The sequence below is a fragment of the Neolewinella xylanilytica genome (assembly GCF_002934605.1).
Taxonomy (GTDB): Bacteria; Bacteroidota; Bacteroidia; order Chitinophagales; family Saprospiraceae; genus Neolewinella; species Neolewinella xylanilytica.
Map to the genome: position 1 here is coordinate 1709734 of NZ_PTJC01000006.1, position 14323 is coordinate 1724056.

The following is a 14323-nucleotide window of genomic DNA, read 5'->3' on the forward strand; positions in this document are numbered from 1 at the left end:
GTCAGGACGTTACCTATTGAAGTGCACAAAAGCAATTAGGTTCGTGACAAAGCGCCCAGACATCGTAGAATTGGAGGTTACCGGTATGGATTGCAACAATTGCGCCATGTCCATTCAGCGCTTTTTGGAGCGTAAGGGCCTCGAAGACGTTATGGTGAACTTCCAGACGCGGGAAGTGCGCTACCGTCCTACTGACGGGGGGCTGGATCCACAGGAAATCCGAAACGGAATCGAGCGATTAGGCTATACGGTGGTCGGGAACGAGGCCACTGCCGGCTCCGACAGGAATTTCTCGCTCACGCCCGGACAGCGGCTGATGATCTGTGCCACGCTGACGATGCCCTTGCTGCTGAACCATTTTATGATGGTCGCCGGGGTCGCCACCCCCCTGGACAACGGTTGGGTGCAATTCGGTCTTACCCTGCCCGTATACCTGGTGGGCGGACTCCATTTCGGTAGGTCCGCCTGGTCCGGTCTGCGGGAGCGCATGCTCAATATGGACGTGCTCATTTTCCTGGGCGCTACCGCCGCTTTCGTATACAGTTTGGTCGGTCTTTACTGGCAGGATCCGAACTATTATTTTTTTGAAACGGCGGCCACCATCATTACCCTGGTACTGGTGGGCAACTGGCTGGAAGCCAGGGCGGTCGACCGGACCACCACCGCGATTAGTGCCCTAACCGAGCTCAAGGAAGACAAGGCCCGGGTAGTGATGCCTAGCGGTGCCCTGGTGAGCTTAGCGGTCGAGGAAGTAAAACCCGGGCACCTCGTGCGGGCCAACACCGGGGATAAAATTCCGCTCGACGGAACGGTCCTAGAAGGCCGCCTCAGCGTTAACGAAGCTATGCTCACGGGAGAAAGCCTGCCAGTGGAAAAGGCCAAGGGCGACCGACTGCTCGGGGGTAGCCTGGTCGTATCCGGTCAGACGACCTACGAGGTGACCGAAACCTACCGTGATGGAACCCTGGCCCGCATCATCGAGCTGGTGAAGACGGCTCAGGCCGACAAGCCGGATCTCCAGCGGATGGCCGATCGCATAAGTGCCATTTTCGTACCGGTAGTGATCGGCATCAGTGTACTTACGTTCCTCGTCGGCTGGGGAACGGGATACGCCACCGCTACCCAGGCGCTCATGAACGCGATTGCGGTGCTGCTGATTTCCTGTCCCTGTGCCATGGGACTCGCGACCCCCACCGCGGTAATGGTGGGAGTTGGTCGGTTGGCAAGAATCGGTGTGCTCATTCGAGGAGGGAGTACGGTAGAGACCTTCGCCGGCGTAACCCGCATTGTTTTCGACAAGACCGGTACCCTGACCACCGGACAGTTGGATATCGGTACGTTCGAAACCGCCCCTAGCCACGACCCGCGCCTGGTTCGCCGACTGATCTTTGAAATGGAAGCCTACAGTTCCCATCCCATCGCCGGTTCCATCCGGGATCACCTCTGGAAAACGGAGATGGCCGACCCACGCGATGCTGCCTACCAATCCTTCGTCGGGCAATTAAATGTCGAGGAAACCGCCGGCCTGGGCCTCACCTCCGGTCCGTTCTATCTCGGAGCCCCCCGCGGGGAAGTGGCCGACGCCGATGTAGTCCTTAAACGGGGAGATACTGTCCTGGCTTGGTTCACCCTGGTAGACGAACTCCGTCCGGGTGCCGCGGATCTGATCGGTCAATTGCACGATCGGGGCCTGAAAACCGTATTGCTCACCGGAGACCGCAAAGAAAAGGCCGACCGGGTAGCCAGGGAGGTGGGTATCGACGAGGTTTACGCCGGACAGCTACCCGAACAAAAACTGGCAAAAATCACGGAACTCAGCGACCGCCAACCCACCGCGATGGTAGGCGACGGGATCAACGATGCGGCGGCCCTGAGTCGGGCGAACCTCGGTATTAGCCTCGGGGGTGCCAGCGCGGCTGCCCTCGACGCGGCCCAGGTAGTACTCATGCGAGACGACCTGTCGCTGCTGGTAGAAGGTCGCAGGATCGCCGAGCTCACCCTCAGAACCATCAGGGAAAGCCTTTTCTGGGCCTTCAGTTACAACATCATTGCCATACCACTGGCCGCGCTGGGTTACCTCAATCCGATGTGGGCGGCCCTGTTCATGGCCTTCTCCGACGTAGTGGTCATCGGTAATGCCATCCGACTAAAGCGCCGCTGATGGAGCATCCTACACCGCTTCGAAAGGGTAGGGGCGCGCAGATCAACACCGCCAACCCCTACCATAACCTGCGCTACGACGAGTTTCCCGACCCGGAAGACGAGCTGCGTACCGAGTACATTCCCACCCACCCGAAAACGATTCTCAATAAGATCACCAGCCCCGATTTGGGTAATGGCTATGGCCTGAACAGTTATCAGGGTTGCGAACACGGTTGCGTATATTGTTTTGCGCGCACTACCCATACCTACTGGGGCTACAGTGCAGGCCTTGACTTCGAAACCAAGGTGCTGTATAAGCTGGAGGCACCCGATCTTCTGCGTGCCGCCCTGCGCAAGCCAACTTACCAGCCGATGGCGATCATGATGTCCGGCAATACGGATTGTTATCAACCCGCGGAGAAGCGGTTTGGGATTACCCGCGCCTGCCTCGAAGTGCTCCGGGAGTTCCAGCATCCCGTGGGGATTATCACCAAGAATAGCCTGGTGGTCCGCGACCTGGACATCTTGCGGGAAATGGCCGCCAAAAAGCTGGTGCATGTTTGCTTCAGCATCACGACCCTACAGGAGCCTATCAGGCGAATGCTCGAACCCCGGACGGCCAGTATTCACCAGCGTTTTGCGGCCGTGGAGACGTTGAGTGCCGCGGGCATTCCCGTGATGGTCAACATCGCTCCGGTCATCCCGGGCCTCACCGACCATGAAGTACTCGGGATCGCGAAACGGGCCGCGGAGTCCGGCGCCCGTCGCATCGGTTACAATATCGTACGGCTGAACGACGACATTGCCGATATCTTTACCGACTGGGTGCAGCGCACCTACCCCGACCGCGCGGACCGTATCCTCAATCGCATCCGGGATTGCCGCGGTGGCCACCTCGGCGAAAAGCGCTTCGGAATCCGGCAGCACGGGAGCGGCGCCATCGCCGAGGTGATCCAACAGCAGTACGCAATCGCCAAAAGGAAATATTTTGCCGAACCCCTCGATTGGCCAGAATACGACTTCGAGCCCTTTCACCGACGCCGGAGGCCGCAATTGAGTCTTTGGTAAAAACACCCGGCCGCTTCGTACAATAACCCTTGGCCCGACGCCCTTTAGTAACGGTTCACCCATTTACACTATGCGCGAAATTCGTTTGCTGCTCATTCTCTTTATCCCACTGCTATTGCTACCCGCAACCGGGGAAGCGCAGCGAAGGAAAAAGCGGGATGAAGCCAGCTGGCCACCCGAACGCGGCTTTAGCCGCCTATTTTTGGGCGGAGCCCTCCAGGATGTCTTCGAGCGACACTACGATTTTTGCGGGTTTACGAAGAGCGAAGGTACCCGGGATTATACGCCGCCGACCATCGAAAAATTCCTCGGTTCCCGCACCCTGCGCACCCGGGTGGAAAAGGCCAATATCAACGGCGGCGGATTGCTCAGCTACGTGTTTTCCAAGCCGGAAACCACGGCCGCCTTCGACGACATCCGCTATTCACCAACCAATCTGCTCTACACCGCCTCCGAGGGCGTAGAGCTGCTGCCCCAGCCCCGCGAAGGCTTCGATGCATTCGTGGTGACGAAGAACTGCGGGGGCTACCTGAAGGCCGCCCTGGATGTCGGACTCAAACCCCCATACGCCGCCTTCGCGGCGGCCCTGGATACCGACGCCAAACGCAACAGCAGTGTACTGGCTATGGCGGGTAGTTTCGAAAGCCCCCTCTCGAAAATACTCGGGGCCAATGACGACCGTACTACCCAACTGATGGCCCGACTCTGGCAATTCTACCAGGAGCACCCGGAATACAACGGGGAAGCCTTTTACCTGAAGCAATTCGATGGCATCGTCATCAAGCACCTCACCGACAGCAAGGAGGTCATGGCCGCCGAGCAATCGGTCGGCCTGAACGTCGCCCTACCGTTTACCGCCAAGGTTAACAGCAGCCTGTCGCACCGCCGGGAGCAGGAGAATACCTTTTCCGCCACCGACTGGGAAACCATCGTCTATACCGACTTCGAAGGACCCTACACCCGGGAAAGACTTTTTTACCGGCTGCCCGATCCATATGAGATCGCGGATTACTTCGCCAATCTTTCCGCCATCGCTGAAAGAACCGTACCCCTGCGCGAAGCCGCCGCCCATCGCCACACCGTGGAAGTACCCGGCTTGCCGGCCTCCCTCGCGGGTGCTGGCTGGCAGGTGCAGAACGTCGGTGCGGGGGTATACCAGGAGTATCCTAGCCTGGCGGTGGAAGCGGACAACGAAGGTCTCTCCTTTTCCCTAACCGGATATACGGCTTCCACGCTGTTTGAGAGCCGGGAAATCGAGACCGTCCCGGTGTCGTACGACCTGGTGTTGCCCGCCGGCGGCTCCGTTCCTGAATTGCGCATTCCCGTGCTGCAACGCATCGGGACCAGCGCCCATCCGTTGGTCAACCTGGTCGGGACCCGCTTCGAGCTGCACCGGCGAAACACCGGTCAATATGCCTTTCAGTGGCACCTTACCCTTAACGTGGAAGACAAAGAGAATCCCCTGGACGCCCAGGGGAACTTCAATGCCCGCAATCTCTTCGTGGGTACCCGCAACGACACACTGGATGCCACCGTCGTCCATGCCGAATACGATGAGCGGCGGGCCGTCCTGAACCTTACCCTGGAGAGTGAGCGGAGCTGGCCGTTGAAAATGATCGACGACCGAAATATGCGCACCTTTCCCGTCAATGCGGTGCTCGATCTTCCGGTGAAGGATGGGTACATCGTGTGCCGCCGCCCCCTCGTGGCCCGGCTGGCGGTTCCCCGGATTCGCGCGGAGGTCACGCCGGCAATTCCGGCTATCCCGCTATCCCGGGGTCTTGAGCAAGGTTGAAGAATTCATCCAGGGCGGGGGTGATCACGATCTCCGTGCGGCGGTTACGGGCCCGGCCCGATGCGGTGCTGTTGTCGCCCCGTGGATCGTTATCGGCGCGGCCGGCCGCGGTTAGTCGGTACGGATCTACTCCGAAATTCTGTACCAGCTTCCGCACCACGGCGGCGGCCCGCATGGTGCTTAGTTCCCAGTTGTCCTTAATGCTGTTGCTGTTAATGGGGATGTTGTCGGTGTGCCCCTCCACGATGATGCTCAGGTCGCTGTGGTCGTTGAGCACCCGGCTAACTTTGTCGAGCACGCGTTCCGAGGCCGGATTGAGGCGGGCCGATCCGCTGCTGAAGAGCAGGTTGTCGCTGATGCTGACGTGAACTTTTCCGCCCCGCACTTCCACCTGTACGTCTTCGTCGTTGATGTTGTCCAGGCTGCGCTTCAGGTTCATCACCAGAGCCAAGGCCATGCTGTCTTTCCGCTGTATACTGCGGTTCAGTTCGTTGATGCGGCTGGTTTGCCCGCTGATCGACTGCAGGCTTTCGCGAATACTCGTGGCCCCTTCCTTCGAGATGACGGAAAGGTCTTCCATCCGGTTCAGTAAATCGCCGTTGGTACGTTGCACGGTTTCCAGTTGGCCCCGGATAAGTTGGTTTTCCCGTTCGCTACTGGCTAACTTGGTTTCCAACTCGGTGATCTTGGCTTTGTTACAGCCGAAAAATGCCAGGCCTAGGAGCAACAGGGTTAGGTGTTTCATTTGGTATAGATTTCGTGGTGCAATAACGGCTTAATCGGCGGTTGAGTGCGTGTTTTTGTCAGGAATCGAAGATCACCTCCGTGGCGCCGTAGCCGTATTTCGGGTGATAATCGTTGGAAAATTTGCGGACGAACGGGACGTGCTCCAGCTTTTGGTGAATTTCCGTTTTCAGAATCCCGTTACCGAGGCCGTGGATAATGTAGATCCGTTCCACGTCGAGGCGCAGCGCCTTGTCGACGAAGCGGTCGAAGTGCTCCATCTGCAGGGACAGTACTTTATCCTTCGGCACCGAAGCCGGGTCGTCCACCAGCGCGGTGAGGTGCAGGTCGAGGACGGGGTCGAAGTTGCCGCGGTCCTGCAAGGACGGTGGCCGCTGGGCCGGTTGCGCCTGGGGTGGCTTGCTCTTCAGCTGGGCGCGGGTAATCTCCCGCAGCGTAGAGGCGGGGGCTTCCCGTTCCGCTACCGAGGTAGCCTTAAGGTGGGGAAATACTACGAAGAGATGCGCCTCGTGCCGCAGTTCGGGCACGTCCCGGAAGCTGCTAAAGAACTGCTTGGGCCGAACCTTCAGCTCGTGGAAATGCCGCGGTCCCGTACCGCCTTCGACCACGGCGCGGACATCGAGCTCGACGGTCAGCCTTTCGTTGAGCCAGGCGTACGGAACCAGGTCCAGTCGGAGTTTCTCGTAAGCGGTCAGGGGGCCGAACTTACTGCTGCGCTGCCGATCGCCGGTCTTCACCTTTATTTCGTAAAGGATCTTATTGCGCGTACCGTTGATCAGGTAAAGTTGGTACTTCTCCGGATCGCCGTCGTCGTTAAAGATCGGGTCGAAGGCCAGCTGGATCCCGGTGTCGGTACGATCGTTGCCGCGCCCGGTGGCGGGTTGTTGGGGGGCGGCAGGCGCGGGTGCCGGGCTGTTCGCATCCAGGAGTGCCAACGCGTGCCCGGGAGCCGGGAGGTGGCCCAAACCACCGTCCAGCCGGACCTGGTACGTATCGTTGGCCAATTTTCCGGATATCGTTCCCGCTTTGCCCGTCCTTAACAGACTGACCCGATCGCCGACATTGAAGTTCATACTATTCATCTTAGGTTCAAGATGAAAGGCGCGGGGCGGGGCTGTTGTTGTGAAGATGCCCGGGGATTCGTCCGGAAGCCTACCTTGCAGCCGTGGGTACATTCCAAAACGTAAGGTGGCAACTGGCGCAGGCGCTGGAATGGCGTTGGTGGCGCGCCTATTTGAAACGTAAACCGGTCGCCGATTATCTGGAGGAAAAGGAGCGCTACTGGCATCGGGTCCTGGAGGAGATGGATTGGACCGTCGCTCCGGGCGTAAGTGTTGCGGACGTAGGCTGCGGGCCCGCCGGGGTCTATATCGCGCTGCACGACCGACAACGGGTAACGGCGATTGACCCCTTACTGGACCGGTATGAAGGGCTGAACGTCTTTTCCCGCTCGGCCTATCCCGCAGTACGTTTTCTACCGCTAATGCTGGAGGACGCCGTTGACTTGGGGCCATTCCGGCAGCTCTACTGCTTTAATGCCATCAATCACGTACGTGATTGGGCGGCCGGGCTGGATGCCCTAACGGCAATGGCCGAACCCGGAACCGAACTGCTCCTGACCAGCGACGTGCACCGCCACGCCTGGCTATTGCCCATTTTTCGCGCGCTGCCGGGAGATGCGCTCCATCCGCAGCAACACGGGGCCGGAGCCTACCGCAACGCCTTGCTAGACCGCGGCTGGCGCATCGACGGCGAGCGGGTATTGAGGCGGGAGCGCATTTTTCAGTACCACGCCTGGAAGTGTACCATGGAAAAGGGCTAATTCTTTGCGCCGGAGCGCGGGTGCCGGGTAACGTTCCGGAAGCGATCGGCGAACTTCGGGCTCTCGGTCCCCATCCACTGGTCCCAGAAGGTGAAATAGAGCCCGAAGTTGAAGCGCGCCTGCTTGTGGTGCACATCGTGGTGGGTGGCGCCGATGAGTCCGCGTAGCAACGGTACGCGCCCCCAGGAGGCCGGAAAAACTTCGATGCCGGCGTGGTTGATGGTCGCGGAGAGCGTCATGACCGTCAGCAGGAGCAAGAAGGCGAAGACGTGCATGGGGATAAGAAGTACGCTGAGCGGCAGGAAGACGGCCTGGAGTACCGCCTCGATGGGATGAAAACTAAAGGCCGTCCAGGCCGTGGTTTCGATGCTCTCGTGGTGCCAGCGGTGCACCCGCTCGTAAATTCCGGGCCGGTGCATCCAGCGGTGCACCCAGTAGTAATACGTCTCCTGGGCAAAGAGGAAGATAAGTGGCCCGGCCACGAGCCAGAAGTAATCCCGCCCTGAATCCAAAGAGAGGTACAACTGGCTCCAACCCGCCTGCCAGAGGAAGAGCACGGCGATCCCAAATCCGGCAAAGATCAGGGAGACGATCGCCGAGCGTTTGATTTCCGTTTGCACCTGCGCCCCGGCGCCCACCTCATAGTGAAATATGCGGTGCCGGAGGCGATCGCGCAGCCGCAACCGCAGCAGGTAGTGGTAGAGTCCGCTAAAGGCGAGATACCGCAGAAAGATCACCACGAAAAGCGCCCCCACCCAGAATAACCAATGGTATAACATAACTTAATTTCCTTCCGGGTCGGTGGTTAGTTGGTCCTGTAACTCCCGGGCGATGCGCTCGCCCCACGCCTGGCCGACCTCCATGCTTTGTTGCTGTATGACGGGGAGCTTGGCCATGATGGCCTGCGTAAGGGGGTGGCTGTGGTACGCAATGAGGTAGTCGATTTCCGCCTCCGTATAATTTTGCAAATAAATATCCGCCAGGGAAGGGGCGATACTGTCCCAGCCTTCGTTGCGAACCCTATCTTTAAATTTCTCCCACCAGGCTGCCGGGATTTGCGCGAAGGCCGGCTGGCTTTCCTGCATGGCAATCATGTTCATCGCCGAGGAAACGAATTGGTTTTCAGCCCCGGATACTTCCAACAGCCGGAGTACCTTGGACTCCAGACTGTCGGACTGACCTGCGGCCGACGCCCACCAACCGGCAACCAAAAAGAAGAGGATCACGTGTTTCATACCTTCAAGTATTCCCTAATAACCGTCTCCCTGCTGCTGAGTTGCGGGGCCCGTCCTATGACTCCTCATTCCACTACCGATCCGACGTTCGACTGGCAGGGGCACCGCGGTGCCCGCGGCCTGTTGCCCGAAAATACGATTCCCGCCTTTTTACGTGCCCTCAGCTATCCCGACGTGACCACCCTGGAGCTGGATGTCGTGATCAGCGGCGACGACCGGGTCATCGTTAGCCACGATCCGTACATGGAGCCGGAATTCTGCTCGACCCCGACCGGTGGCGAGATCACCGATACCGTCCGATTACGTGAGCTGACCGTGACGGAGATTGCCACATACGACTGCGGGCAGCGGGCCCACCCGCGATTTCCCGAGCAACAATCGCGACCCGCGAGTAAACCCACCCTGGCCGCCGTTTTCGCCGCCGTGGACCGGTACTGTGTGCAGCAGGGCCGCGACCTTCCCCGCTACAACATCGAGCTGAAGTATCAACCGGAATGGCAGCCAAGTATGGTGCCCGACCGGGAAGCCTTCGCCCGCTTGGTCTTGGCTGACGTTGCCGACTGGGGGCATCCGGAGTTGGTCAACCTGCAGTGCTTCGATCCGCCGATGTTGGCCGTCATCCACGAATTGGCACCCGATATGCCACTGGCCTACCTGGACGAATCGCCCGGAGAGGTGGCGCTAAAGATGGAACGATTGGGTTTCGTGCCGGAAATTTACAGTCCTTGGGAGCGGGGGTTAACCGCCGGGATTGTCGCCGAAGCCCGATCGCTGAACATGCGCATCATTCCCTGGACGGTCAACGACGTGGCCCGGATGCGCGAACTGATCGACCTGGGCGTCGACGGGATCATCACCGATTATCCGAACCGGATAGAACACGTAAATCGTTAGCCGTGCGAGCTCCTGCTTCCCTGGTTTTACTGGTCGTGCTGACACTTTTATCCGGATGTCACGGCGGAAGCAAAACGGATAGGCCGCCGCCAGCGGAAGCACGCATTCTACCCACCACCTTCCTGCGGGGGATGACCTTCGCCCACGAAGGCTACCGGGGCCACGACGGTTACGGTGGCGATCTGGTAGGGCCTTCAATGGATAGCCTTAAGTCCTTGGGCGTTAACGCGGTGGCTATCGTTCCCTATACCTTTATGCGGGGAATGGGACCGGTGGATACCTTCCCGATCCCGGACCACTACGGTGCGGAGAATGATTCCGCCGTGCTCCATTCCATCCGCAACGCCCAGGCCCGGGGGCTCTACGTCATGCTCAAACCCCAAATCTGGGTTCGGGGGGGCTGGCCGGGGTCGATCGATTTCGCGACCGATGCGGAATGGGACAGGTTCTTCCGGGCCTACGGCGAATGGATCCTACACTACGCCGAAATGGCCCAGCGGGAGGAGCTCTACGCGCTGTGCATCGGCACGGAATTGGTGCAGGCCACCCGAAAACATCCCGAGCGGTGGCGGGACATGATCCGGAGGATCCGCGATCGCTACGACGGCGTGCTCACCTACGCCGCTAACTGGGGCGAGGAATTCGAGCAGTTCAGCTTCTGGGAGGAGTTGGACGTGATGGGGCTGAACAGTTATTACCCGCTTTCCGACGATCCGGAAGCCACCCCGGCGGAACTCACCTTAGGCGCCGTAAGTTGGATGCGGATGGCCGATAGCACCAGCCGCGTGCACGACCGACCGCTGTGGCTCACGGAAGTAGGTTATCGCTCGGTGGCGGGTGCCTGGCGCAATCCGCACGCCGAGGCAGGCGACCGCGTTGCTAGCGAGGAAGCCCAGGCCCGCTGTTACGCCGCCCTTTCCGCCGCCGTCTGTAGTTCGGAACGGCTAGCGGGCATGTTTGTCTGGAAGTGGCCCTCCTACCTGGGGCACCAGGAGGACCGTGACGGGCGCCGGGTCGGATTTGTACCAGGCGGTAAGCCCGCGGGAGAGTTACTCCGGACGCTCTACCGATACCCTCCCGAACGCTGAGCCGCGGTTTATTCCAGCTTCATCACCACGAGATTATCCATCAGTACCGCTGATTTATCGTCGCCGCCGTTCCACACGAGAACGGCCACCTCATCCGCCCCGTCGTAAGGTACCCGGGCTTCGATGGTCAGGCTGCGGTTTGGATCCTGGTTGAGGGCGCGGTGAATCCGGATGAGCCGGTACTTATCCGCTTGTCCGTTGCGGTAGAAGCGGAGTACCAGCTGGGTTGAATTATGGATCCCGGAACGGTGCTCCCCGGTAGAAAAATCAGCGGTTGCCCGGATATATTCTTTCCACTTGAAGGGGCCAGGGATCCGGAACTCGGGGGTACTGCTCAGGGAGTCGATCAGGCAGACGGACCCGGAACCTTCGATCGGGTCCATGCCGCAAAGCTTCGTGGGCTGTGTCTCAAAATCGTTGGTGTAAAGGGTATCGATCCGTTCGGGGGAGCCGCGGTAAAAATCCGGATTATCGAGCAGAAACGCATCGTCCGGGTGCTTCTCGAAAGTGAACAGGGTGCGCCAGTAATAGGAGCGGTTCATCCATTCGGAAACGAATAGGCCTCCGCGGTGCGCCTGGTGGGTGAACCAAAGGTTGTGGGCCACGAAGGTCAGGCAAATGGCGGCGAATACTCCCTTAATCCAAAATTTTCGATCCCAGATCCACCCGACCGTGGCTGCGAGGGGGAAGGCCAGGACCGCGTACGCTTGAACCATGGTGCGCTGTCCCAGACTGCCGCCGTACCACCATACGCTCCAGGCAAAGGCTACGTAGATAAAAAGCAGGGTGTGCAGCGCGACGGCGGCGAACAGCTGGCGCTGATACGCGTACAGCGCCCCGAAGCCCCATACGGCGAACCACATCAGGGGGGTGTAGGTAAGCCAACCCGCTTTGTAGCTGAAAAGGCCGTCGATCAGGTGGGGGCTCAGCCAGTCGAAACCCTGGTCCTGGTAGCTGTACACGATCCAGTTCCCGGTAACGTGATGCCAGTATAGAAGCTGCAGCGACCCGATTGCCAGGCAGGCAATTGCTGCAACCGCCACCTTAGGGAGTTGGCTGCCGATGAAAGTAAGGCGCTGCCGAAGCCCGTCGCGGTGGAGGGGCATAAGCCAGAACAGGGGCAGGACAGCGGCCAAAATCTCGGTCGGCCGGGTGAGCGCCATCAGGCCCAGGATGGCACCGATGGCCAGGAAACCGCCCGTTCCGACCCCGCGATCCTTGCCGCGGTATAAATTGTCGGTGACTAACAGGAGCAGGGCATAAAGGGTGAAAACATGATTGTGGGTCATGGCTCCGTCGATGGCCGCGTAGTTGAGGTAATTCGTCCCGAAGACAAGCAGGAGAAGGGTGACGGCGACCGTGCCCGGTCGAAAATACCTGCCGAGCAGGACGGCCATCACGTACAGCCCCAGGAACGCTACCAGCAAGCTCCCGACCGATATGGCGACCTGGTAGGGGCGGGAAAAACCGTCGGCGGGATACGCCTCCGAGACGGTGGCGTACAGATGGCCTACCGCGAAGAAGGGAGCGTACAGCACCGCCTGACCGGCACTGTACTTCATCACCATCGTACCCGATTCGTGGGCAAAGGCCTGGTAGGGATCATAGGTGGGGTGGTAGCGATCGATAATGTCGGGCAGGAAAGCCAATTCCCGCAGGTCGTCGTAGATGAACAGCGCCGGCAGGTAGAGGTAATATCCGGAAACGTCGTAGCTGAGCGTGGCCTCCGTACCGGATTGCTGCCACTTCGGGTAATAGGCGTGGGTAGCGATCAGCATCGCGTAACCGACCAGCAGCGCTATGGCGGGGGCTTTCTTCACGGGAGTAAAGGTAATCACCCCGGTGGCCTATACCTTTAGGGCCTTCCCTCACCCCCCGAATTGAGTTGCTCTATGCGTGGATTACTCGCTGTATGCTTCGGGCTTTTTGCCCTGCCCGGCCTCCAGGCCCAACGTACGATGCCGAAGATCTTGACCTTACAACAGCAGGGGGAACTCCGGGACGGGTGGCTAAAGGAACGATTTGCCACGGTAGTGCCGGAGCTGATGCGCCGAGAAGGGATCGATATGTGGGTGATGATCACCCGCGAGTACAACGAGGATGCCGTGGTAAAAACGATGCTGCCCAGCAGCTGGATGGGTGCCCGGCGCACCACCATGCTACTCATTTACGACCCCGGTGAAGGGAAACCACTGGAAACCCTGGCTTGCGCCCGGTACGACGTAGGCGAGGTGTTCAAGAAGGCGTGGGACAAAGAGCAGCAACCCGACCAGTGGCGGCAGCTGGCGGAACTGATCGAAGCGAGGAACCCCCGCAAGATCGCCGTGAACCGTAGCGCGGAATTCGGTCTGGCCGATGGCATCAGTAGCTACCACTACGACCGGCTGATGGAGGCACTGCCGGACGCGCTGGATGAGCGGGTCGTCAGCGGTGAAAAACTGGCCATCGGTTGGTTGGAAACCCGCATTCCCGCCGAGATGACCGTCTACCGCCAAATCATGCAGGTGGCCCACGCCATTATCGCGGAGGCCTTTAGCGAACGGGTGATCCAGCCGGGCGTGACCACCACCGAAGAAGTTGTCTGGTACCTCCGCGAGCGCAGCCGGGAGCTGGGGCTGGAGGTGTGGTTCCACCCGACGGTCGACGTACAGCGATCGGAACGACAGGCTTTGTATGGCTTCAGCGGTCGCCCCGAAGCGGACGTTATTCAACCCGGTGATCTGCTTCACTGCGACTTCGGCATCACCTACTGCGGCCTGAATACCGACACCCAGGAGAATGCCTACGTGCTCCGGCCCGGGGAGACGGCCGCACCGGAAGAACTGGTGGAGGCCCACAAGAAAGGCTTACGCGTGATGGACTTACTCACCGGTAATTTCGGCAATGGGGTAAGCGGCAACGAGCTGCTGCGCTCAACGATCGCGGCGGCCGAAGGGGAGGGACTCCGTCCATCCGTGTACAGCCACCCGATCGGGTTTCACGGTCACGGTGCGGGACCGACCATCGGACTTTGGGATCAGCAAGAGGGGGTGAAGGTGAATGGGGATTATCCGCTGTACCCGAATACGGCCTACAGCATCGAACTGAACAACACCACCTTCCTGCCGGGATGGGAAAAGGACATTCGCGTGATGGTGGAAGAAGATGGTTTTTGGGATGGCGAGCGCTTCCACTACATCAACGGGCGGCAGGAGGAGCTGTACCTGATCCCGCGGCAGGACTAAATTCCCCATCCGACTACCGGGCAGTAGACTGGGCTGGAGGATGCGTTTCGTTCTTTCCGGTGACCGCGTTGTCGAGCGTGCGGGGCCCAAGAAGCACTGAGGGAGCGTAATAACGGTAACGGACCGGAACCGCATATGCCAATGTTATCTACGCCCGTTTATCCTTAACGGACTGCATTCCAACCAGCGTGGCCTGGCGATCATCGGCGAAGCGGGTTAGGTCGCCATGCTGGTTACCCGATAGCCGCTGAAGTAGGTAGGCGGCGGTAAAGCGGGGGCTCGGTTTGCTCATATCTTTTCGATTAGACCAT

13 protein-coding genes are annotated in these 14323 nt (G+C 59.7%); 7 read left to right on the forward strand and 6 right to left on the reverse strand.

Going from position 1 to position 14323, the window contains the following annotated elements; all coding sequences use genetic code 11:
- The first annotated feature begins 43 nt into the window (after positions 1-43).
- The 3 genes from CLV84_RS16355 (at position 44) to CLV84_RS16365 (ending at position 5005) form a co-directional block, all read left to right on the forward strand.
- Positions 44-2161: a heavy metal translocating P-type ATPase gene (locus CLV84_RS16355; protein ID WP_104420831.1), complete on the forward strand. Its 2118-nt coding sequence runs from the start codon at positions 44-46 to the stop codon at positions 2159-2161.
- A complete protein-coding gene (locus tag CLV84_RS16360; RefSeq protein WP_104420832.1) occupies positions 2161-3210 on the forward strand; it encodes a PA0069 family radical SAM protein in 1050 nt (349 codons plus the stop codon). Before CLV84_RS16355 ends, CLV84_RS16360 begins: the two co-directional genes overlap by 1 nt.
- Positions 3211-3280: 70 nt before the next feature.
- Complete coding sequence (locus tag CLV84_RS16365) at positions 3281-5005, forward strand: hypothetical protein (protein ID WP_104420833.1); 1725 nt, start codon at positions 3281-3283, stop codon at positions 5003-5005.
- On the opposite strand, the gene CLV84_RS16370 is transcribed toward CLV84_RS16365, so the two are convergent.
- Positions 4971-5750 carry an OmpA/MotB family protein gene (locus CLV84_RS16370; RefSeq protein WP_104420834.1) on the reverse strand — a complete coding sequence of 260 codons (780 nt, stop codon included), beginning with the start codon at positions 5748-5750 and terminating at the stop codon, positions 4971-4973. The genes CLV84_RS16365 and CLV84_RS16370 overlap by 35 nt on opposite strands.
- 58 nt (positions 5751-5808) lie before the next feature.
- Positions 5809-6822, reverse strand: a complete 1014-nt coding sequence (locus tag CLV84_RS16375) for a Smr/MutS family protein (protein ID WP_104420835.1) — start codon at positions 6820-6822, stop codon at positions 5809-5811.
- A 92-nt stretch (positions 6823-6914) separates the two neighbouring features.
- On the opposite strand from CLV84_RS16375, the gene CLV84_RS21895 reads away from it, so the two are divergent.
- The gene (locus tag CLV84_RS21895; protein ID WP_104420836.1) at positions 6915-7571 is read left to right on the forward strand and encodes a class I SAM-dependent methyltransferase; all 657 of its coding nucleotides are present in this window, start codon (positions 6915-6917) and stop codon (positions 7569-7571) included.
- Here CLV84_RS21895 and CLV84_RS16385 read toward each other — a convergent pair.
- The gene (locus CLV84_RS16385) at positions 7568-8350 is read right to left on the reverse strand and encodes a sterol desaturase family protein (protein ID WP_104420837.1); all 783 of its coding nucleotides are present in this window, start codon (positions 8348-8350) and stop codon (positions 7568-7570) included. The genes CLV84_RS21895 and CLV84_RS16385 overlap by 4 nt on opposite strands.
- A 3-nt stretch (positions 8351-8353) precedes the next feature.
- Entirely contained in the window at positions 8354-8806 is a 453-nt protein-coding gene (locus tag CLV84_RS16390; RefSeq protein ID WP_104420838.1) for a DUF2059 domain-containing protein, read from the reverse strand.
- A gap of 57 nt (positions 8807-8863) precedes the next feature.
- Here CLV84_RS16390 and CLV84_RS16395 point away from each other — a divergent pair, with 57 nt between their 5' ends.
- Positions 8864-9700, forward strand: a complete 837-nt coding sequence (locus CLV84_RS16395) for a glycerophosphodiester phosphodiesterase family protein (protein ID WP_104420839.1) — start codon at positions 8864-8866, stop codon at positions 9698-9700.
- A gap of 2 nt (positions 9701-9702) precedes the next feature.
- The gene (locus tag CLV84_RS16400; protein WP_146088838.1) at positions 9703-10788 is read left to right on the forward strand and encodes a glycoside hydrolase family 113; all 1086 of its coding nucleotides are present in this window, start codon (positions 9703-9705) and stop codon (positions 10786-10788) included.
- 8 nt (positions 10789-10796) lie between these two features.
- Here CLV84_RS16400 and CLV84_RS16405 read toward each other — a convergent pair whose 3' ends face one another.
- Complete coding sequence (locus CLV84_RS16405; protein WP_104420841.1) at positions 10797-12608, reverse strand: glycosyltransferase family protein; 1812 nt, start codon at positions 12606-12608, stop codon at positions 10797-10799.
- A gap of 72 nt (positions 12609-12680) precedes the next feature.
- On the opposite strand from CLV84_RS16405, the gene CLV84_RS16410 reads away from it, so the two are divergent.
- Entirely contained in the window at positions 12681-14012 is a 1332-nt protein-coding gene (locus tag CLV84_RS16410; protein ID WP_104420842.1) for a M24 family metallopeptidase, read from the forward strand.
- Positions 14013-14160: 148 nt separating this feature from the next.
- Here CLV84_RS16410 and CLV84_RS21900 read toward each other — a convergent pair whose 3' ends face one another.
- Positions 14161-14304 carry a hypothetical protein gene (locus CLV84_RS21900; protein ID WP_170067748.1) on the reverse strand — a complete coding sequence of 48 codons (144 nt, stop codon included), beginning with the start codon at positions 14302-14304 and terminating at the stop codon, positions 14161-14163.
- Positions 14305-14323: the final 19 nt, after the last annotated feature.

What these genes read in the sequence shown, in the direction of transcription:
- CLV84_RS16360 (WP_104420832.1), top strand. Translation starts at nt 2,161, where the DNA reads ATGGAGCATCCTACACCGCTTCGAAAGGGTAGGGGCGCGCAGATCAAC.
- CLV84_RS16365 (WP_104420833.1), top strand. Translation starts at nt 3,281, where the DNA reads ATGCGCGAAATTCGTTTGCTGCTCATTCTCTTTATCCCACTGCTATTG.
- CLV84_RS16370 (WP_104420834.1), bottom strand. Translation starts at nt 5,750, where the DNA reads ATGAAACACCTAACCCTGTTGCTCCTAGGCCTGGCATTTTTCGGCTGT.
- CLV84_RS16375 (WP_104420835.1), bottom strand. Translation starts at nt 6,822, where the DNA reads ATGAACTTCAATGTCGGCGATCGGGTCAGTCTGTTAAGGACGGGCAAA.
- CLV84_RS16385 (WP_104420837.1), bottom strand. Translation starts at nt 8,350, where the DNA reads ATGTTATACCATTGGTTATTCTGGGTGGGGGCGCTTTTCGTGGTGATC.
- CLV84_RS16390 (WP_104420838.1), bottom strand. Translation starts at nt 8,806, where the DNA reads ATGAAACACGTGATCCTCTTCTTTTTGGTTGCCGGTTGGTGGGCGTCG.
- CLV84_RS16395 (WP_104420839.1), top strand. Translation starts at nt 8,864, where the DNA reads ATGACTCCTCATTCCACTACCGATCCGACGTTCGACTGGCAGGGGCAC.
- CLV84_RS16410 (WP_104420842.1), top strand. Translation starts at nt 12,681, where the DNA reads ATGCGTGGATTACTCGCTGTATGCTTCGGGCTTTTTGCCCTGCCCGGC.
- CLV84_RS21900 (WP_170067748.1), bottom strand. Translation starts at nt 14,304, where the DNA reads ATGAGCAAACCGAGCCCCCGCTTTACCGCCGCCTACCTACTTCAGCGG.